The 20,053-nt window shown below is 72.5% G+C and carries 18 protein-coding genes and 1 pseudogene; 12 read left to right on the forward strand and 7 right to left on the reverse strand.

The genetic code is table 11. The annotated features are described in order from the left end of the window. Positions 1-4: 4 nt before the first annotated feature. The 3 genes from LNW71_RS17685 to LNW71_RS17695 form a co-directional block, all read right to left on the reverse strand. Positions 5-748, reverse strand: coding sequence for a hypothetical protein (locus tag LNW71_RS17685; protein ID WP_250969120.1), 744 nt, complete (start codon positions 746-748; stop codon positions 5-7). Then, the gene (locus tag LNW71_RS17690) at positions 736-1,377 is read right to left on the reverse strand and encodes a SigE family RNA polymerase sigma factor (RefSeq protein WP_250969121.1); all 642 of its coding nucleotides are present in this window, start codon (positions 1,375-1,377) and stop codon (positions 736-738) included. Before LNW71_RS17690 ends, LNW71_RS17685 begins: the two co-directional genes overlap by 13 nt. Positions 1,378-1,602: 225 nt before the next feature. After that, positions 1,603-2,505 carry an A/G-specific adenine glycosylase gene (locus tag LNW71_RS17695; protein WP_250969122.1) on the reverse strand — a complete coding sequence of 301 codons (903 nt, stop codon included), beginning with the start codon at positions 2,503-2,505 and terminating at the stop codon, positions 1,603-1,605. A gap of 383 nt (positions 2,506-2,888) precedes the next feature. Here LNW71_RS17695 and LNW71_RS17700 point away from each other — a divergent pair, with 383 nt between their 5' ends. Further along, on the forward strand, positions 2,889-3,725 hold the full coding sequence (locus LNW71_RS17700) for a hypothetical protein (RefSeq protein ID WP_250969123.1): 837 nt from the start codon (positions 2,889-2,891) through the stop codon (positions 3,723-3,725). An 80-nt stretch (positions 3,726-3,805) separates the two neighbouring features. On the opposite strand, the gene disA is transcribed toward LNW71_RS17700, so the two are convergent. Together disA and radA are read right to left on the reverse strand one after the other, a co-directional pair. Continuing rightward, positions 3,806-4,930: a DNA integrity scanning diadenylate cyclase DisA gene (disA, locus tag LNW71_RS17705; RefSeq protein WP_123460030.1), complete on the reverse strand. Its 1,125-nt coding sequence runs from the start codon at positions 4,928-4,930 to the stop codon at positions 3,806-3,808. Between the two features lie 123 nt (positions 4,931-5,053). Continuing rightward, the gene (radA, locus tag LNW71_RS17710) at positions 5,054-6,466 is read right to left on the reverse strand and encodes a DNA repair protein RadA (protein ID WP_250969124.1); all 1,413 of its coding nucleotides are present in this window, start codon (positions 6,464-6,466) and stop codon (positions 5,054-5,056) included. Positions 6,467-6,651: 185 nt separating this feature from the next. Here radA and LNW71_RS17715 point away from each other — a divergent pair, with 185 nt between their 5' ends. Further along, positions 6,652-8,514 (forward strand): hypothetical protein, encoded by a 1,863-nt coding sequence (locus LNW71_RS17715; protein WP_250969125.1) that lies wholly within the window; start codon positions 6,652-6,654, stop codon positions 8,512-8,514. Positions 8,515-8,571: 57 nt separating this feature from the next. Here the strand turns inward: LNW71_RS17715 and LNW71_RS17720 are convergent, their stop codons facing one another. Next, positions 8,572-9,411, reverse strand: coding sequence for a hypothetical protein (locus LNW71_RS17720; protein WP_250969126.1), 840 nt, complete (start codon positions 9,409-9,411; stop codon positions 8,572-8,574). A gap of 40 nt (positions 9,412-9,451) precedes the next feature. On the opposite strand from LNW71_RS17720, the gene LNW71_RS17725 reads away from it, so the two are divergent. The 9 genes from LNW71_RS17725 (at position 9,452) to proC (ending at position 18,298) form a co-directional block, all read left to right on the forward strand. Further along, positions 9,452-10,402 carry a Ppx/GppA phosphatase family protein gene (locus LNW71_RS17725; protein WP_250969127.1) on the forward strand — a complete coding sequence of 317 codons (951 nt, stop codon included), beginning with the start codon at positions 9,452-9,454 and terminating at the stop codon, positions 10,400-10,402. A gap of 95 nt (positions 10,403-10,497) precedes the next feature. Beyond that, positions 10,498-11,325 carry a sugar phosphate isomerase/epimerase gene (locus LNW71_RS17730; RefSeq protein WP_250969128.1) on the forward strand — a complete coding sequence of 276 codons (828 nt, stop codon included), beginning with the start codon at positions 10,498-10,500 and terminating at the stop codon, positions 11,323-11,325. Next, entirely contained in the window at positions 11,322-11,945 is a 624-nt protein-coding gene (locus LNW71_RS17735) for a TetR family transcriptional regulator (RefSeq protein ID WP_250969129.1), read from the forward strand. Before LNW71_RS17730 ends, LNW71_RS17735 begins: the two co-directional genes overlap by 4 nt. A gap of 170 nt (positions 11,946-12,115) precedes the next feature. After that, complete coding sequence (ilvD, locus tag LNW71_RS17740; RefSeq protein ID WP_250969130.1) at positions 12,116-13,966, forward strand: dihydroxy-acid dehydratase; 1,851 nt, start codon at positions 12,116-12,118, stop codon at positions 13,964-13,966. Between the two features lie 186 nt (positions 13,967-14,152). Next, positions 14,153-14,716 (forward strand): hypothetical protein, encoded by a 564-nt coding sequence (locus LNW71_RS17745; protein ID WP_250969131.1) that lies wholly within the window; start codon positions 14,153-14,155, stop codon positions 14,714-14,716. Between the two features lie 279 nt (positions 14,717-14,995). Then, entirely contained in the window at positions 14,996-15,796 is an 801-nt protein-coding gene (locus LNW71_RS17750; RefSeq protein WP_250969132.1) for a class I SAM-dependent methyltransferase, read from the forward strand. Positions 15,797-15,860: 64 nt separating this feature from the next. Then, positions 15,861-16,628, forward strand: a complete 768-nt coding sequence (locus tag LNW71_RS17755) for an ABC transporter ATP-binding protein (protein WP_250969133.1) — start codon at positions 15,861-15,863, stop codon at positions 16,626-16,628. Further along, positions 16,625-17,422, forward strand: coding sequence for an ABC transporter permease (locus LNW71_RS17760; protein ID WP_250969134.1), 798 nt, complete (start codon positions 16,625-16,627; stop codon positions 17,420-17,422). Before LNW71_RS17755 ends, LNW71_RS17760 begins: the two co-directional genes overlap by 4 nt. A gap of 66 nt (positions 17,423-17,488) precedes the next feature. Beyond that, positions 17,489-18,298: a pyrroline-5-carboxylate reductase gene (proC, locus tag LNW71_RS17765; protein ID WP_250969135.1), complete on the forward strand. Its 810-nt coding sequence runs from the start codon at positions 17,489-17,491 to the stop codon at positions 18,296-18,298. Positions 18,299-18,367: 69 nt separating this feature from the next. Here the strand turns inward: proC and LNW71_RS17770 are convergent. Continuing rightward, positions 18,368-18,946 (reverse strand): annotated as a pseudogene (locus LNW71_RS17770) (cysteine hydrolase family protein); the annotation flags it as partial. 74 nt (positions 18,947-19,020) lie between these two features. On the opposite strand from LNW71_RS17770, the gene LNW71_RS17775 reads away from it, so the two are divergent. Next, positions 19,021-20,043, forward strand: coding sequence for a GlxA family transcriptional regulator (locus LNW71_RS17775; protein ID WP_250969136.1), 1,023 nt, complete (start codon positions 19,021-19,023; stop codon positions 20,041-20,043). Positions 20,044-20,053: the final 10 nt, after the last annotated feature.

A 20,053-nucleotide genomic window follows, 5' to 3' on the forward strand; every position in this document is an offset into this window, starting at 1 on the left:
GCTCTCAGTTCTTCGTCGGTTCCGTCGGCTCAGGGAAGTCCCCTTCTCCGGCACCGACGGCTCGATTGAAGTCGTTGTGCACCCGGTCCAGCTCGCTGAACCGGGTGTTCGCCCAGTGGTACGTGATCACTTCCTCGCCCGAGGGGTAGGCGACCGCGTCCTTCTTCCCGTACACCTGGGTCGTCACCACCAGGTCACCGCGGTCGATGGTCCCGTAGACCGCGGGCTGCTCGGTGGTGAACACGTTCTGGTACGTGCCGTCGGCGCGCGGCCGGTACACATAGGTGCCGACCCCCACCGAGTCGCCGCAGGTCATCACGTTCACCACCACGTCGGCGGCGGGGGCGTCGGTCAGGGAACCGTACGAGGTGTCCACCGGGTACTCGTCACCGGTGCAGGGCTTCAGGTCGGTCCGGACCCGGCCGCTCACCTTCGGGTCCGACTTCAGCAGGGCCACCGCGTCGACCCGCGGAGCGGGCTCGGCCGTGGACGGCGTCGAAGCGGTCGGCGTGATCCGCGCGACCGGCTGGCTGCCCGCCGGGCCCTCGTCGCGCGTGCCCGTGCCGCCGGTGGAGCAGCTGACGGTGAACAGACCGAAGACGGCGAGCCCGGCCAGAGCCGTACTGCTCGCCGCCCAGCCGGTCAGCAGGCGTCTGTTCCCGCCGCCGGACCGGTTCCCGCTTCCCCCGCCGGTGACTCTGCCGCCGCTTGCGCCGCCGCCGTCACCGCTGCCTGTCAGGCCGCGCACCGCTCCCGCCCCCGCTCGTCATGACGCCCGATCTCCGGCGCCCCTGCCTGTGTCCGCCGCCGCACCGGGGCCACCGCCGCGCCACCGGCGGCCGGCCGGTGCTCCCGGTCCTCACGGATCCGGGCCTCCCGGCTCGCCGCTTCCCTGCTCTCCAGCTCCTGGCGCAGCCGGGCCAGCGCACGGTGCAGCGTGCTCTTCACGGTACCGGCCGACATGCCGAGCGCCGCGGCGGTCTCCTCCGTGCTCATCTGCTCCCAGTGTCGCAGCACGACGACGCTGCGCTGCTTGGGAGCCAGCACGCCCAGGACGTCCATCAGCAGGGCGCGGTCGGCACGCTGTTCGGTGCCGTCCTCGATGCTGGCGTCGGGGAGCTGCTCGGTGGGGACCTCGTCCAGCTTGCGGGCCCGCCACCACTCGGTCCGGGTGTTGATCATGACGCGGCGAAGGTAGGCGTCGGCGAGGGACTTGTCGGCGATGCCGTCCCAGCGGCGGTAGGTGCGGGCCAGGGCGGTCTGCAGCAGGTCCTGCGCATCCACGGGATCGGGGACCAGCCGGCGTGCACTGCGCAGCAGCGCCTCCTGCCGGGTTCGCACGTACTCCTCGAATCCGAGCACCTCGCCCTGCGCCATAACAACCGCCTCCGTCCCCGTAGAACCCCGTGGTACCGCTGCCAGCCGCTTGGTCGTCGGGCTGACGTCGGTGACGCTACGGAGCAGTTGTCACGAGGCTGTGCGGAGCAGCCATACGCCGACGCACGGCTGCCCATCGGTTGTGTAACAGCGCAGGGGAGGGGGCGGGCCGCCCCCGAGGGGCGGGAGACGGCGCGGGGGCCGGGCGGGGGTCCCGCCCGGCCGTCAGGTCAGCGGCAGCCGGTACTGGCCGCCCGCCAGCGGTTCGACCAGGCCGTCGGCGACCAGGCCGTCCAGCGCACGGGCCCGCTGCACCGGTTCCTCCCACACCGCGTCCAGTGCGGACTGCGGGACCGGCGTCACCGCCTCACGCAGCACCGCGAGCAGCCTGCCGCGGACCTGCCGGTCCGTGCCGGCGTACGTCTGGGTGCGGCGCGCGGGCCCCTGGTGCGCGGGCTTGCCGGCCAGCTGCCAGGCGCACTGCGACGCGATCGGGCAGCGCGCGCAGTCCTCGTTCTTCGCGGTGCAGACGAGCGCTCCGAGCTCCATCGTCGCGGCGGCCCACCGGGCCGCCTGCTCGTCATCCTCGGGCAGCAGCGCGCGGGCGAGCTTGCGCTCGGCGGCGGTCGTCGCGTTCGGCGGGTACTGGATGCCGGTCGCGGCCCGGGCGAACACCCGGCGGACGTTCGTGTCGAGGACGGCGTGCCGCTGCCGGTAGGCGAACGAGGCCACGGCCGCCGCCGTGTACTCACCGATCCCGGGCAGCGCGAGCAGCTGGGCGTGCTCGCTCGGTACGTCTCCGCCGTGTCGTTCCGTTATTGCCTGCGCGGCCCCGTGCAGGCGCAGCGCCCGCCGCGGGTAGCCGAGCCGGCCCCAGGCGCGTACCGCCTCGCCGGGCGGTTCGGCGGCCAGGTCGGCGGGGCGCGGCCAGCGGGCCAGCCACTGCTCGTACACCGGGAGCACCCGGTTGACGGGGGTCTGCTGCAGCATGAACTCGCTCACCATCACACCCCAGGCGCCCGCTTCGGGGCGGCGCCAGGGCAGATCGCGGGCGTGCTGGTCGAACCACCCGATGACGGGGGTATGGAGGGAGGCGGGGGGCGTCTGTGTCGCAGTCGTAGCAGTCATCGCACGTCCGATCCTGGCACGGAAGGGCAGACGATGGCCCGGGGCACGGGGGTGTCGCCCCTCATAAGAGCCCTTGGAGTGATAGTGCCACCCGTCTGTCCCCACGCCACCGGACATCCGGTCCGGCAACTGGCCGCACCCCCTGCGCACCCCGTTGCGGCAACTGGCCCCATCGGGCTCCGTCCCCGGTTCCGTTCGACCGACGGCAGTGACGGAGGGTAGGTATCCAACCCCCGTGATCACGCTGGGCGATCATCGCGGTGGGTGCTCCCGGAGCGCCGGGGGAGGGAACGAGCCGTCCCGGGATGATGATCGGCAAAACTTGCGGATCAGGGCGGCGGGTGGGGCGGGAGTTGGCGCCGATCTCTCGTACAGTTTGCGCCGTGGGATCTCTGCGTAATCCGATCGGGCCGCTACCCTCCACCATCTACTGGCGACGGAGGGCAGTTGCGGCGACGCTGATCGCGCTGCTCGCGTTGCTGGTCGTATGGACCGTCACCTCCGGTGGCGACAAGGGGAATCACGACGACTCCCGCCCTCCCGGCTCCGGTCCCACCGACGCGATCACGCCCGGGCCCTCCGGTTCGGGCCCGGCCATCAGCGAACAGCCGGGCGGACGCGACGAGTCGGGCGGTACCGGCGGCGGCGACGGCAGCGGCGGCGGAGGCTCGGACGCCGCCTCCGGCGGTTCGGGCGACGCCAACGGCGGTTCCGGCGAAGCCGGTTCGGGTGCCGGCGGCGGATCGGGCGACGGGGCGGGCGGTGCCTCCGGCGGCGGCACAACCGCGGGGCAGCAGGTCCCGGCCGGCTCCACGCTCCCCGACTGCACCCCTGCCGCACTGCAGTTGACCCTGAAGACCGACCTCAGCTACGACCCCGACGAGAAGCCGAAGTTCCGGCTGATCGCCAAGAACACCTCATCCACAGCCTGCAAGGCCGACTTCGGCCCGAAGAGCACGGTCGTCACGATCACCGAAGCCGGCGGTGACGACGACGAGCTGTGGTCCTCCAAGGACTGCCCGCGCAAGGCGTCCGCCGTGCTGCTGAAGGTCCCGGCAGGGGCGACCGTCGTGCACACCGTGGAGTGGAACCGCGCGAAGAGCGCCCCGAAGTGCGCGACACCGCCCGCGGGGAACGCCGGCCCCGGCACCTACCTGGTCGAGGCCAAGGCGCCGGGCGAGCCCGTGCAGCGTGCCTCGTTCGTCCTCGCGAAGGACTGACCGGGCCCCGGACGCGGGCCGGGGCCCGGTGTGATCCACCGGGCCCCGGCACCGCACCACGTACGCCGTGGCGCCGGGCGCTACACGTACCGTTCGAGAATCGACGACTCGGCCAGCCGCGACAGGCCCTCGCGCACGCTCCGCGCCCGCGCCTCGCCGACCCCGTCCACCGTCTGGAGATCGTCCACGCTCGCCGCGAGCAGCTTCTGCAGACCGCCGAAGTGCTCCACGAGCCGGTCGATGATCGCCCCGGGCAGCCGCGGCACCTTCGCCAGCAGCCGGAAGCCGCGCGGCGAGACCGCCGAATCCAGCGTCTCCGGGGAGCCGCTGTAGCCCAGCGCCCTTGCCACGACGGGCAGTTCGAGCAGTTCGGTGTGGGACAGCGCGTCCAGTTCGGTGAGCGCCTCCGCCACCGTGCGCGACCGCTTGGCGGTCGGCTCCGGAACGTAGTCGCGCACGACCAGCTCGCGCTCCGGCTCCACGCCGGCGATCAACTCGTCGAGCTGCAGCGAGAGGAGGCGGCCGTCGGTACCCAGCTCCACCACGTACTCGGCGATCTCGGTCGCGATCCGGCGGACCATCTCCAGCCGCTGCGCGACCGCGGTCACGTCCCGGACCGTCACCAGGTCCTCGATCTCCAGCGCGGAGAGCGTGCCCGCGACCTCGTCGAGCCGGAGCTTGTACCGCTCCAGCGTGGCGAGCGCCTGGTTGGCGCGGGAGAGGATCGCGGCGGACTCCTCCAGCACCCGGCGCTGCCCGTGCACGTACAGCGCGATGAGGTGCATCGACTGCGAGACGGAGACGACCGGGAAATTGCACTGACGGGACACCCGGTCCGCCGTGCGGTGGCGGGTGCCCGTCTCCTCCGTGGGGATGGAGGCGTCCGGGACCAGCTGCACACCGGCCCGCAGAATCTTGGTCATGTCCTTGTCGAGGATCAGAGCCCCGTCGAGCTTGGCCAGCTCTCGCAGCCGGGTCGCGGTGAATTCCACGTCCAGCACGAAGCCGCCGGTGCACATCGACTCGACGGTCTTGTCCATGCCGAGCACGATCAGCCCGCCGGTGTTGCCACGGAGAATGCGCTCCAGGCCGTCCCGCAGGGCCATTCCGGGCGCGACGGCGGTCAACGAGGCGCGCATCAGCGCCTCGTTACCGGTGCCTTGGCCGGACTTTCCGGGCGATGCTGCCCGGTCGCTGGCTGCCACTGCACTCCTCCGGTCACACGTTTGCGGTGCCCTTAGGGCCTCTCGTTTGGATCAGGCCGGATCTGAACGAAGGACCCACGTCCCTCATACCGTTCGTACGGACGGGCGAGACCAGGGCAAAGTCTACCGGCGTGCGTCGTCCTCCTGTGGGGCCTGTGCACGAGACCGGCGCGGGAGCACTCTCAGCGCGTCGCCCATGTTGGCGACTTCCGTGACCTTCATACCGGCCGGGACCTTCCCCGGGTCGCTCGGAACCAGTGCGTGCGTGAAGCCCAGCCGGTGTGCCTCCGCGAGTCTGCGCTGCACCCCGGTGACCCTTCTGACCTCGCCCGCCAGCCCCACCTCGCCGATCGCCACAAGATTCTTGGGCAGCGGTGTGTCACTCGCCGCACTGGCCAGCGCCAGCGCGATCGCGAGGTCCGCGGCGGGCTCGGTGAGCTTCACGCCGCCGACCGTGGCGCTGTAGATGTCCCGCTTGCCCAGCGAGCTGATCCGGCCGCGCTGCTCCAGCACGGCCAGCATCATCGACACCCGGGACGTCTCCAGCCCCGAGGTGGTGCGCCGGGGCGAGGGGATCTGGGAGTCGACCGTGAGCGCCTGGACCTCGGCGACCAGCGGCCTCTTGCCCTCCAGGGTGACGGTCAGGCAGGTGCCGGGCACGGGTTCGTCACGGCGGGTGAGGAAGAGGCCGGACGGGTCGGCGAGGCCGGTGATGCCCTCGTCGTGCAGCTCGAAGCAGCCGACCTCGTCGGTCGCGCCGTAGCGGTTCTTCACACCGCGTACGAGCCGGAGCCGGGCATGGCGGTCGCCCTCGAAGGACAGCACCACGTCCACGAGGTGTTCCAGCAGCCGAGGGCCGGCGATCGCCCCGTCCTTGGTGACGTGGCCGACGAGCATGGTCGACATGCCGCGCTCCTTGGAGGCGCGGATGAGCGCCCCGGCGACCTCGCGGACCTGCGCCATACCGCCGGGCGCGCCCTCGATCTCGGGCGAGGCCACGGTCTGCACGGAGTCCAGGACGAGCAGGGACGGCTTGACCGCGTCCAGGTGGCCGAGGACCGCGGACAGGTCGGTCTCGGCGGCCAGGTAGAGATGGTCGTTGATCGCCCGGATCCGGTCGGCACGCATCCTGACCTGGCTGGCGGACTCCTCGGCGGTCACATAGAGCGTGCGGTGCTCGTCGCTCGCCGCCTTCGCCGCGACGTCCAGCAGCAGGGTGGACTTCCCCACGCCCGGCTCGCCCGCCAGCAGCACGACGGCGCCCGGCACCAGTCCGCCGCCCAGCACCCGGTCGAGCTCGCCGACGCCGGTCGAGCGGGCGGTGGCCTGCCGGCTGTCGACCTGCCCGATGGGGAGCGCGGCGGTGGAGACGCGGCCGGCCGCGGTGGTGCGGACAGCGGGGGCGCCGCCGAACTCCTCGACCGTCCCCCACGCCTGGCACTCGAAGCAGCGGCCGAGCCACTTGGCGGTCGTCCAGCCGCATTCCGTGCAGCGGTAGGACGGCCGGTCCTTCGCGGATTTCGTACGGGCAGCCATGGCGCCACCGTATAGGTGAGCTCGGACAGTGCGGCCCGGCGCGGTGCGGCCGCGGGGGAGCGCGCGCCCCTCCCTGCAACGGAACAGGGGATTCCTGTCCGCTTTTAAGCGATACGTTCACCCGTAAGGGTTAAATCTACGCAAGGGGCGCCAGGCGTATGCCCCGCCCTGCCTACGGTCGCAAGGTGACGACCAGCAGGCTGGAGACCCCCACGAACACCCCCGGCGCACACCGGGCGCAGCGCCGTGCGCCCCACTCCTCGCCGAAGCAGCCGCCCGCCCGTTACGAGCCGCATCTCGACGGCCTGTTCACCTACTGCCTCTCCGTGCTCTGCGACCACGATGCCGCCACCGACGCGCTCGGCGGTGTGCTGGCACTCGCGGAACGCCAGGGCGGCCGGTGTCCCGCGGACGAGGAGGAACGTAAAACCTGGCTGTACGCCCTGGCCAGGTGGACGTGCCTGCGCAGGCTCACCGAGCAGAGGCAGGGCCGCCAGGCCCACCGCCAGCACGACGGAGCACGGGCGCGCAGGCAGTCGGAGAAGGAGAGCCGCCGCGGCCAGGCGGTGCAAGGGGCGCGCGCAGGACGGCGCACGCCCCCGCCCGCCGCTTCCGCCCACGCACCGAAGACCACGCCCCCCGCCTCCCGCTCCGTCAAGCCGGCCGCCGCCGTCGCCCCGCAGACCCCCGTGGCGGCCGAGGCGCACCGCCGCGAGCTGGCCCAGCTGGCCTGGCCCGAGGCCGCGGGCACCACCCCCGAACAGCGAGAAGCGCTGGAGCTGGCGGTACGGCACCGGCTCACCCCGGTCGCGGTCGCCGCCGTCCTCGGCCTGGAGGCCGCGGCTGCCAGGGAGCTCCTGGCCGCGGCGGCCTGCGAGGTCGAGCGGACCAGGGCCGCCCTCGCCGTCGTCGAGTCGGGCAACTGCCCCACGGTCGGCAGGCTCACCGGCGATCGCCGGGTGCTGCTCTCCGCCACCCTGCGCCGCGAACTCGTACGGCATGTGGACGACTGCCCGAGCTGTCGCCGCGCCGCCGAACGGGCCGACGCGCAAGGGCCCTGGCCGGGCGGAGCCCTCACCCCGGCCGCGGCGCTGGCGGTCGTCGAGGCGCCACGGCCGTCCGCCTATGTGGCCATGATCCACGCCCAGAAGCATCAGAAGAATCGGTCCGCCACTCCGCGGTTCGACCGGGCGGGCTTCCCGATGGACCCGAAGGACCATGCCGCGCGCCGGGACCGGCTGCGGTCCCGGGTGATGACCACGACGGTCGTCGCCACGGTCGTCGCCGCCCCGGTGATCGCCCTGTGGTCCGCCTACCGGGGCGCACCGCTCATCGGGGAGGGCCACGACGGCTCCTCGGTCTCCGCGGCCGATACGGACGACAGCCAGGGCCTCGGCGACCCGTACGACCACTACGAGAACGCGGGCAACGCCCGCCCCGAGGCAGGCCCCCGCTTCACGGACGGCGACGGACTGCCGGACGTCTCGGCCGAGGTCATCAGCGTGGGCACCGACCCGGGGCCGGACGGGGCGCTCCACGGCGCGGGCCGGCTCACCGTCGAGGCCCGTTCGTCGGGCGGCACGACGATGATCACCCTGACCGCCTCGAAGGCCGGGCCCGTCACCTGGTCGGCCAGGACGCCCGCGTCCTGGATGCGCCTCAGCAGCTCGTCCGGGAAGCTCGCCGCGGGCGCGAGGGTCACCATCCGCGTCCTCGTCGACCACGCCCGCGAACCGGCCGGGCGCTGGACCGCACGGGTAGCCGTCGCCCCGTCGGGCTCGGTCGTCGCGATCCACGGCCACGGGCGGTGGGTGTCGCCGCCCGGCACTACGCCGCACCCCACGCGGCCGGGCCGCACCCTGCATCCGCGCCCGCCCGTCCCGTCGGACCCGCCGCCGTCCTCACCGGATCCCACGGACCCGACGCCCGACCCGACCCCCGACCCGACGGACTCCGGCCCGCCGACGGGCGACCCGGAGCCGTCCCCGGACCCGTCGGCCCCGACCGGCCCGGGAAAGGGCCCGAGCACGCCGCCGCCCGCGAACTGAACGGACGGGGCCACGCCTGGCCCCCGGAGCCGGGAGCCAGGGATCGCGGGGGCGCCCTCAGGCCGGGTCGGCCGGGTGCGGCGCCATCGGCAGCAGCGAGGAGAGCCGCTCCTCGCACAGCTCGACCAGCCGGTCGTACCCCTCCTTGCCCATCAGCTCGATGAGCTCGGGCCGGTAGGACACGTACACCGGGTCCCCGGCCCCGTGCGCGGAGGTCGCCGAGGTGCACCACCAGTGCAGGTCGTGACCGCCGGGACCCCAGCCCCTGCGGTCGTACTCACCGATCGTCACCTGCAGCACCCGGGTGTCGTCGGGCCGGTCGATCCAGTCGTACGTACGCCGGACCGGCAGCTGCCAGCACACGTCCGGCTTGGTCTCCAGGGGCTCCTTGCCCTCCCGCAGCGCCAGGATGTGCAGCGAGCAGCCCGCGCCCGCCGCGAAGCCGGGGCGGTTCTGGAAGATGCACGAACCCTCCCAGCGCCGCGTCTGGCGCTCACCGTCGTCGTCGGTCTGGACCCAGCCCGAGTCCGTACCCACGTCGTGGAACTGCCACAGGTCAGGCGTCAGCCGGGCCACGTGACCGGCCACCCGCTTCTCGTCGTCCTCGTCCGAGAAGTGGGCGCCCAGCGTGCAGCACCCGTCGTCCGCGCGTCCGGCCTGGATCCCCTGGCAGCCACTGCCGAAGATGCAGTTCCACTTGGAGGTCAGCCAGGTCAGGTCGCAGCGGAAGATCTGCTCCTCGTCCGCGGGGTCCGGGAATTCCACCCAGGCCCGCGCGAAGTCGAGCCCCGTCTCGTCGGACCTCTTGGGTCCCTTTGTGTCCGGCTGCTGCATCTCCTGCTTCGTTTTCTGCTTCTCGGTGACTTTGCCCGGCTTCGCCTTTTTCGTCTTTGGCACGCGCCAAGAGTAAGTCGGCAGCCGCAGTAGCGTTCTGCGTATGAGACTCGGAGTCCTCGACGTGGGGTCGAACACGGTTCATCTGCTCGTGGTGGACGCGCACCCCGGCGCCCGCCCGCTGCCCGCGCACTCGCACAAGGCGGAGCTGCGCCTGGCGGAGCTGCTCGACGAGGACGGGGCGATCGGCCCGCCCGGCGTGGACCGGCTGGTGACGACGATCGCCGGAGCGCTCCAGGCCGCCGAGGACAAGGGCTGCGAGGACGTGCTGGCGTTCGCCACCTCGGCGGTACGGGAAGCGAGCAACGCCGACACGGTGCTGGCCCGGGTGCGGGACGAGACGGGCATCGACCTCACCGTCCTCAGCGGCGCGGAGGAGGCCCGGCTCACCTTCCTCGCCGCCCGCCGCTGGTTCGGCTGGTCGGCGGGCAAGCTGCTGGTCCTGGACATCGGCGGCGGCTCGCTGGAGATCGCGTTCGGTATCGACGAGGAGCCGGACGCCGCCGTCTCGCTGCCGCTGGGGGCCGGACGCCTCACGGCCGGCTGGCTGCAGGGCGACCCGCCGGACCCGGCGCAGGTGAAGGCGTTGCGCCGGCACGTGCGGGCGAGTATCGCCCGCAGCGTCGGCGAGTTCACCCGCTTCGGCCGCCCCGACCATGTCGTGGCCACCTCCAAGACCTTCAAGCAGCTCGCCAGGATCGCGGGCGCCGCACGCTCCACCGAGGGGCTGTACGTGCAGCGGACCCTCAGCCGCAAGGCACTGGAGGAATGGGTGCCGAAGCTGGCCGTCATGACGACCGAGGAGCGCGGGAACCTGCCCGGCGTCTCCGACGGACGGGCCGCCCAGCTGCTGGCCGGGGCACTGGTGGCGGAGGGCGCCATGGACCTCCTGGGCATCGAGGACCTGGAGATCTGTCCGTGGGCGCTGCGCGAGGGCGTCATCCTGCGCCGGCTCGACCACCTGCCGGCCCAGGACCCGGCGGCCCTGGCCTGAGGGTCACCGCACACGGGCGCGGTGATCCTCATGGCGCTTCTCACTTTCCGCCGGGCTCTCCCGGCGCACCCCATCGCTGCCCGTACGCTGTCTCCGTGGCAGAACCAGTGGTGCGCATCCCGGATGCGAAGGTCGCCCTGTCGACGGCCTCCGTCTATCCGGAGTCGACGGCGACGGCCTTCGAGATCGCCGCACGCCTGGGTTACGACGGCGTCGAGGTCATGGTCTGGACCGACCCCGTCAGCCAGGACATCGAGGCCCTGCGCAGGCTCTCGGACTACCACCAGGTGCCGATACTGGCCGTTCACGCCCCCTGCCTGCTGATCACTCAGCGCGTCTGGTCCACCGATCCCTGGGTCAAGCTTCAGCGGGCACGCGCCGCCGCGGAGAAGCTCGGGGCGTCGACCGTCGTGGTCCACCCGCCGTTCCGCTGGCAGCGGCAGTACGCCCGCGACTTCGTCACCGGGCTCTGGCGGATGGCGGACGAGACCGATGTGCGGTTCGCCGTCGAGAACATGTACCCGTGGCGCTACCGGGACCGCGAGATGCTCGCCTACGCCCCCGACTGGGACGTCACCAACGACGACTACCGGCACTTCACGGTGGACCTCTCGCACACCGCGACCGCACGCGCGGACGGCATGGCCATGGTCGACCGGATGGGCGACCGGCTGGCCCACGTCCACCTCGCCGACGGCAGGGGCTCCAGCAAGGACGAGCACCTGGTGCCCGGCCGCGGCGACCAGCCCTGCGCGGAGCTGCTGGAGCGGCTGGCCCGTACCGGCTTCGAAGGCCACGTCGTCATCGAGGTCAACACCCGCCGGGCGATGTCCACCGCCGAACGCGAGGCGGACCTGGCCGAGGCGCTCGCCTTCACCAGGCTGCACCTCGCGTCGTCCTCCGCGCGGGTGCCGCGCTCATGACCCCGGACGCCGAACCCCCGAGCCCCAGACGCCGCGGCCGCCCCTCCCGTGACTCGGCGACGGCCGGACCCGACGCCCGTACCCGCATCCTGGAGGCGGCCCGCAGCGAATTCGCGGCGCGCGGCTACGACAAGACGTCGATCCGCGGCATCGCGAAGGCGGCCGCGGTGGACGCGGCCCTGGTCCACCACTACTTCGGTACGAAGGACGAGGTCTTCGCCGCCGCGATCGAGGTCTCGTTCGTGCCCGCCCTGGCGATCCCGGACATCCTGGGCAGCGGTGCGGACGACGTGGGGGAGCGGCTGGCCCGCTACTTCATCTCGGTCTGGGAGAACCCGGCGTCCAGGGCCCCGCTGCTGGCGGTCATGCGGTCGGCCATGACCCACGAGGCGGCGGCGAACGTCCTGCGCGGCTTCGTACTGCGGCGCCTGCTGGGACGGATCGCGGACCAGCTCGACGTACCCGACGCCACTTTCCGCGCGGAACTGGCGGCCTCGCACATGGTGGGCATCGCGATGCTGCGGTACGTGATCCGGGCGGAACCGCTGGCATCGGCGGACCCGGAAAAGATCATCGCCATGGTGGCCCCCACCCTGCAGCGCTACCTGGCCGAGGCCTGAGCCCCGGGGAGTCCGGCCCCTCCGGAGGCCCTGGAGCGGGGCCCGGAAGCCGAGCCCGCGGGCGCCCAGCCCCTGAGCACCACATCCCGCATTCCGGACACCCCGTCCAGATCTTGGCACGGGAGGCGTACGCTCGGAACGAGTCTTTTCTGTCGAAGGAGCGAGAGACGATGCCCCAGCTGAGGTCCCGCACTGTCACCCACGGCCGCAACATGGCGGGCGCCCGCGCCCTTATGCGGGCCTCGGGCGTAGCGAGCGAGGACATCGGCAAGCCGATCATCGCCGTCGCCAACTCCTTCACCGAGTTCGTCCCCGGCCACACCCACCTCGCCCCGGTCGGCCGGATCGTGTCCGACGCGATCAAGGCCGCGGGCGCGGTGCCCCGCGAGTTCAACACCATCGCGGTCGACGACGGCATCGCCATGGGCCACGCCGGGATGCTCTACAGCCTCCCGTCCCGTGACCTGATCGCCGACTCCGTCGAGTACATGGCCGAGGCGCACTGCGCCGACGCACTGATCTGCATCTCGAACTGCGACAAGATCACCCCGGGCATGCTGATGGCCGCGATGCGCCTCAACATCCCCACGGTCTTCGTCTCCGGCGGCCCGATGGAGGCCGGCAAGGCCACCCTCGTCGACGGCACGGTCCGCAAGCTCGACCTGGTCAACGCCATCAGCGACGCGGTCGACGAGAGCATCTCGGACGAGGACATCCTCCGCATCGAGGAGAACGCCTGTCCGACCTGCGGCAGCTGTTCCGGCATGTTCACCGCCAACTCGATGAACTGCCTGACCGAGGTCCTCGGCCTCTCCCTCCCCGGCAACGGCTCCGTCCTCGCCACGCACACCGCCCGCAAGGCGCTGTACGAGGAGGCAGGCCGCACGGTCGTCGAGATCACCAAGCGCTACTACGAGCAGGACGACGAGACGGTCCTGCCGCGCGCCATCGGCACCCGCGCCGCGTTCGACAACGCGATGGCGCTGGACATCGCCATGGGCGGCTCGACCAACACGATCCTGCACCTGCTGGCCGCCGCCGAGGAAGCGGAGCTGCCGTACGGGCTGGACGACATCAACGAGGTCTCGCGCCGCGTCCCGTGCCTCTCCAAGGTCGCGCCCAACGTGGCCCCCGGCGGCACGTACTACATGGAGGACGTGCACCGGGCCGGCGGCATCCCCGCCCTCCTCGGTGAGCTGCACCGCGGCGGGCTGCTCAACGAGGACGTCCACTCGGTGCACTCGGACACGCTCGCCGAGTGGCTCAAGAACTGGGACGTCCGCGGCGGCTCGCCGTCTCCGGAGGCCGTCGAAATGTGGCACGCGGCCCCCGGCTGCGTCCGCTCCGCGACCGCCTTCTCGCAGTCCGAGCGCTGGGACACCCTCGACCTGGACGCGGCGGGCGGCTGCATCCGCGACGTCGAGCACGCCTACTCCAAGGACGGCGGCCTCGCCGTCCTCAAGGGCAACCTCGCCGTGGACGGCTGCGTCGTGAAGACGGCCGGCGTCGACGAGTCGATCTGGACCTTCGAGGGTCCGGCGGTCGTCTGCGAGTCGCAGGAGGACGCCGTCGACAAGATCCTCCGTAAGGAGATCGAGCACGGCGACGTCGTCGTCATCCGTTACGAGGGCCCGCGAGGCGGCCCCGGCATGCAGGAGATGCTCTACCCGACGTCGTTCCTCAAGGGCCGCGGCCTCGGCAAGACCTGCGCACTCGTCACCGACGGCCGGTTCTCCGGCGGCACCTCGGGGCTGTCCATCGGCCACGCCTCGCCGGAGGCCGCTTCGGGCGGCACGATCGCGCTCGTCGAGGACGGCGACCGGATCCGGATCGACATCCCGAACCGCTCGATCGAGCTTCTGGTCCCCGACGCCGAGCTGGCCACCCGCCGCGAGGCGCTGAACGGCGTGTACGCGCCGAAGAACCGCGAGCGCAAGGTCTCGGCGGCGCTGCGCGCCTACGCGGCCATGGCGACGAGCGCGGACCGCGGCGCCGTCCGCGACGTCTCCAAGCTCGGCTGAGCGATCACGTGTCCGGCCCCTCCTCGGAGGGGCCGGAACCACGAGGCCGCACGTCCCGTAGGCACCTGCGCACGCGCAGGGGATCACGGCGACTGACGTGCGACGGCGCCGCGCCCGTCATGGGCGGGCGCAGCGCCCCCGCCCGGCGTGCCCGGTGCTCTCGCCGGCCCTGGGACAATCGACCTCGTGAGCGAGAACAGCGACACCCCCGACGGCGCGACCCCCGGTACCGGCGAGTCCGCGACGGCCTCCACCGCGACCACCCCGGGTCCGCAGCCCGAGCCCCTCCGCTTCTTCGGCACGACCTGGGTCGCCCACGACGGCAACTACGGGCTCCGCCGTGCCGGAGCCGCCGTCGGCTCGCTCGCCGCGGCGGTCGCCTCCTGCTTCGTGCTGCGGTTCGCGTACGAGGGCCTGGAGATCGCCGACGTCGGCAGCTTCGTCGGCATCCTGGTGGTCCTGATGTTCGCCGTCTGCAGCGCCATCGCCTTCCGCAAGACGTGGGAGGGCTTCAGCAGCCGCCCGGCCGACCCGGGCCGCGAGGACAATCTGCGCGGCCTGAAGACCATCGGCTTCATCGGCTCGCTGATCGCCTACTTCATCCGTACGTTCATCGAGGCGCCGGGCGAGAAGCTGCGCCGCACGGAGTACGAAGCGGCCCAGGTCCGGTACGCGAAGCGCCGCTCGACCAGGACCGGAAACCCGGCGGCCCGCAAGACGGCCAAGGGCAAGAAGGTCCGCCGCAGGTAGCCGCGTCGGCGGCGGCCTGTCGTCGCCGGCGGCCGCATCTGGGCGGCCGACTCCGGCGCCGGCGGTCGGCGGCCGCACCTGGCAGCGGCCCCTTCGCGTGAGCCGCGCCTGGCACCGGCCCTCCGCGTGAGCCGCACCTGGCACCGGCCCCTCCCTGTGAGCCGCGCCCGACACCGGCCCCTCCCCGTGAGCCGCCCCGCCGCCAGCCCCCGCCGACACGGCCCCGCCGCCCCGGCGGGCTCCTCACCGGCGCGGCCCCGCCGAGGCCACCATGGCCTCATGGCCCCTACGCAGCCCCCGCAGCCCCCGCGCGCCCTGTCGTTCGACCGCGCCGCCGCCCAGTACGCCACGGCCCGTCCCGACTACCCGGACGCCCTCTTCGACGCCGTCGAGGAACTCACCGGCCGCCCCCTGCGAGGCTCCCGCACCCTCGACATCGGCGCGGGCACCGGCATCTCGACCCGCCTCCTGCACGACCGGGGCGCCCGGGTCGTCGCCGTGGAACCAGGCCCCGGCATGGCGGCGGAACTCCGCCGCGCCCTGCCGGGCACCCCGCTGGTGAGGGGCGACGGCAACCGCCTCCCCTTCGCCGCGGCCTCGGCCGACCTGATCACGTACGCCCAGTCCTGGCACTGGACGGACCCCGCCCGCTCGGCCCCCGAGGTCCTGTGCGTCCTGCGGCCGGGAGGCGCGCTCGCCCTGTGGTGGAACGTCGCCGACCACGCCGTCCCGTGGATCGCCGAGCAGGACACCCGCCTGCACCGCTTCTTCGACGCACAGGCACGTGGTGAGGCCGAAGCGGACGCGCACACCGGCGCCCACGGCTCACCCGTCCGCTCCCGCGACCTGCCGCCCGAGCTCGACTTCGTGCACCGTCGCGTGCCATGGACCCGGCGGGTCCCACTGGCCACCCACCTCGCCAACCTCGGCAGTCACTCCGCGTTCCTGGTCCTCGGCGAGGAGCCCGCCCGGCGCTTCCTCTCCGAGGAGCGCGAGCACCTCGCACCGCACTTCCCGGACGGCACGGTCGAGGAGACCTACGTCGTCGATCTGAGCGTGGCCACCGTCGCCATCCGCTGAACCGGCGCATGCCGACGCCCGGACGGCTTGACGGCAGCACCTCACCGAGCGCAAAATTCATCACATGATGAATTCTACGGGCGTCGCCATCGAGGCCCGCGGCCTCACCGTCGTACGGGGCAGCCGCACCGTCCTGAAAGGCCTCGACTTCACCGTCGAACCCGGCAGGATCACCGGACTCCTCGGGCCCTCCGGCTGCGGCAAGTCCACCCTGATGCGCTCCGTCGTGGGCACCCAGGCCAAAGTCACCGGCACCCTCGACGTCCTGGGCAGCCCCGCGGGCCACCCCTCACTCCGGCCACGGATCGGGTACGTCACCCAGGCGCCGTCCGTCTACACCGACCTCACCGTCCGGCAGAACCTCGACTACTTCGCGGCGATCCTGCAGCCGGGCCGACGGCACCGGGACGCCCGCCGCGAAGCCGTCACCCGCGCCGTCACCGAGGTCGACCTGACCAGCCACTCCGACGCCCTCGCCGGCACCCTCTCCGGTGGCCAGCGCACCCGGGTCTCCCTCGCGGTCGCACTGCTCGGCACCCCCGAACTCCTCGTTCTCGACGAACCCACGGTCGGTCTGGACCCGGTACTCCGACGCGACCTGTGGAGCCTCTTCCACAGCCTCGCCGCCGAACGCGGCACCACCCTCCTCGTCTCCTCCCACGTCATGGACGAGGCCGAGCGCTGCCACCGGCTGCTCCTGATGCGCGAGGGCGAGATCCTCGCCGACGACACCCCCGAGGCCCTGCGCACCGCTTCCCGCACCGACACCGTCGAAGACGCCTTCCTCCACCTGGTCGACGCGGCCGCCACCCGTCAGGAGAACGCCCGATGAGCACGACCCACGCACCGACAACGCCGACAGCACCGGCCGAATCCCGCACCTCCGCCCTGAGCGCCGCCCGCACCCTCGCCACCGCCGCCCGCGTCCTGCGCCAGCTGGCCCACGACCCGCGCACCATCGCGCTGCTCCTGCTGATCCCGGTCGTGATGATCACGCTGCTGCGGTACGTCTTCGACGGCAGCCCCGGGACCTTCGACTCCATCGGCGCCTCGCTCCTCGGCATCTTCCCGCTGATCACGATGTTCCTGGTGACCTCGATCGCCACCCTGCGCGAACGCACCTCGGGCACCCTCGAACGCCTCCTCGCCATGCCGCTCGGCAAGGGCGACCTGATCGCCGGCTACGCCCTCGCGTTCGGCGCCGTCGCGGTCGTCCAGTCGCTCCTGGCCACCGGCCTGTCGGTCTGGGCCCTCGGCCTGGACGTCACCGGGTCCCCGTGGCTGCTGCTCCTCGTCGCCCTGCTGGACGCCCTGCTCGGCACCGCCCTCGGCCTGTTCGTCTCGGCCTTCGCGGCATCCGAGTTCCAGGCCGTCCAGTTCATGCCGGCCGTGATCTTCCCGCAGCTCCTGCTCTGCGGACTGTTCATCGCCCGGGACCAGATGGCGCCCGTCCTCGAAGCGATCTCGAACGTCCTGCCCATGTCGTACGCCGTCGACGGGATGAACGAGGTCCTCCACCACACCGAGATCACCGGCGACTTCGTCCGCGACATCGCGATCGTGGCGGGCTGCGCGCTGCTGGTCCTCACCCTCGGCGCCGCCACCCTCCGCCGCCGCACCAGCTGACGGGCCGGTGCGAGGATGGCGCTACGAGCACCGAGAACCGCGAGCACCGCCCGGAGGGTGAACCGCATGACCCAGACAGTTGCAGTCCTCGGCACCGGCAAGATCGGCGAGGCCCTGCTCAGCGGCATGATCCGGGCCGGGTGGCGCCCGTCGAACCTGCTGGTCACCACCCGCCGCTCCGAGCGGGCCGAGGAGCTCCGCAACCGCTACGGCGTCGACTCCGTCACCAACGCCGAAGCGGCAAAGCGCGCCGACATCCTCATCCTCGCGGCCAAGCCCCAGGACATGGGGCGCCTCCTCGACGAGCTCGCCGCCCACGTGGCCGCCGACCGCCTGGTCATCAGCGCCGCGGCCGGCATCACGACCGCCTTCATCGAGGACCGCCTCACCGCGGGCACCCCGGTCGTCCGCGTCATGCCGAACACCCCCGTCCTGGTCGACGAGGGCATGTCCGTCATCTCCGCGGGCAGTCACGCCTCCACCGAGCACCTCGCCACCACCGAGGCGATCTTCGGCGGGGTCGGCAAGACCCTGCGCGTCCCCGAGTCACAGCAGGACGCGGCCACCGCGCTCTCCGGCTCCGGCCCCGCGTACTTCTACTTCCTGGTCGAGGCGATGACGGACGCCGGCATCCTGCTCGGTCTGCCCCGCGCCCAGGCCCACGACCTGATCGTCCAGGCCGCCATCGGCGCCGCCGTGATGCTCCGCGACAGCGGCGAGCACCCCGTCAAGCTCCGCGAAGCCGTCACCAGCCCGGCAGGCACCACCATCAGCGCCATCCGCGAGCTGGAGAACCACGGCGTGCGCGCCGCGCTCATCGCGGCCCTCGAAGCCGCGCGCGACCGCAGCCGCGAGCTCGCCTCCGGCAACGGCTGAGCGCCAGGGCCCTTCGTCCGGATCGAGCCCGGCATGATCCGGACGCGCGGCCGCCGTCAGCCCCGCACCGGCGGCAGCGACCAGCTCCGCACTGCGCACCACCTTCGCGAACCCACCGCCGTGCAGCGACACGGCGGTGGCCCGCGCCAGCTCCTGCGCGCCGAGCGTCCACCCCCACGGACCGGCGCCGTCGAAGGTGTACGTCGCGTCGAGCGCGAAGAACACCTCATAGCCGCGGTTCCCCGCCATCCGCGCCGTCGTCTCCGCGCACATGTTGGTCTGGATCCCGGCCACCACGATCTGCCGCACCCCACCCGCCCGCAGCCACGCGTCCAGATCCGGCGTCCCGTAGAACGCCGAATTCACACTCTTCGTCAGAAACAGCTCGGGCCCGCTGCCCTTCCCCCGCCGCTCCCGCACGTACGGCTTGAGGTCGTTCCCCGGATATCCCACCCGCAGCGGCGAATCCGGCTTCGACGAGTCATGCCGTACGAACACGACCGGACGCCCGCTCGACTGCCAGGCATCGAGCAGCCCGGCGATGTTCCGGTCCGCCGAGGGATTGTTGCGAGGCCCCCAGTACTCCGTCTCCTCGAATCCCTGCTGCACGTCCACCACGACCAGCGCTGCGTTCTCTGCGATCTCCATACCTACGATGCTGCCGCCACGGGCCCCGGTAGCCCAGGGGTCAAAAAGCCATCGATCGATGCTTTACTGCCACCATGGCCACGCCCTCGGCGACTCTCCCCGCCCCGTCCCGGATCGCCCTCGTCTCCTTCCCGGGCATCCGCGCCTTCGACGTCTCGGTCATCACGGAGGTCTGGGGCGTGGACCGCACCGACCGGGGTGTCCCGCCCTTCGACCTGCGGCGCACGGCGGCCACCCCCGTGCCCGTCCCGCTGCGCGGCGGCCTCTCGCTGGCCCCCGACCGCACGCTCGCCTGGCTGTCCCGGGCAGACCTGATCGTCGTCCCCGGCCTCGACGACCACCTGACGCCGGCCCCCGAACCGGTGCTTGACGCCCTGCGCCGCGCCCACGCCCGCGCCACCCCGATCGCCGCCCTCTGCGGGGGCGCCTTCACGCTGGCCCAGGCGGGACTCCTGGACGGCCGCCGGGCGGTCACCCACTGGAACCTCACCGACCTCCTGCGCGCCCGCCACCCCGACGTGACGGTCGTCCCCGATGCCCTCTTCGTCCACGACGGCAACGTCTGGACCTCCGCGGGCACCGCGGCCGGCATCGATCTCTGCCTCCACCTCGTCCGTACGGCCCATGGCGCCGAGGCCGCGGCGGCGATCGCGCGTTCGATGGTCACGGCCCCCTTCCGCACCGGCACCCAGGCACAGTTCATCGAGCACCCCACCCCGCAGACCGACCGCGACGCCGACACCCTGGCCGCGGTACGGGCCTTCGCCCTGACACATCTGGCCGAACCGCACACGGTTGCCGGACTCGCCGCCCGAGCCGGCATGTCGCCGCGCTCGTTCGCCCGTCACTTCCAGGCGACCACCGGCATCGCGCCGCTGCGCTGGCTGATCACCCAACGCATCGCAGCAGCTCAGAAGCTGCTGGAACGCACCGACCTCCCCCTCCCCGAGGTGGCCCGCCGCACCGGCTTCGGCAGCGAGATCACCATGCGCCAGCACTTCGCGACCCACCTGGCCACCAGCCCTCGGGACTACCGCCTGGCCTTCCACCACGCCCCGGCGGAGCCGGGGGTTGACACACCCCACCCGCATCCGTAGTGTGCTCCGA

This window comes from Streptomyces sp. RKAG290, assembly GCF_023701695.1.
Lineage (GTDB): Bacteria > Actinomycetota > Actinomycetes > Streptomycetales > Streptomycetaceae > Streptomyces.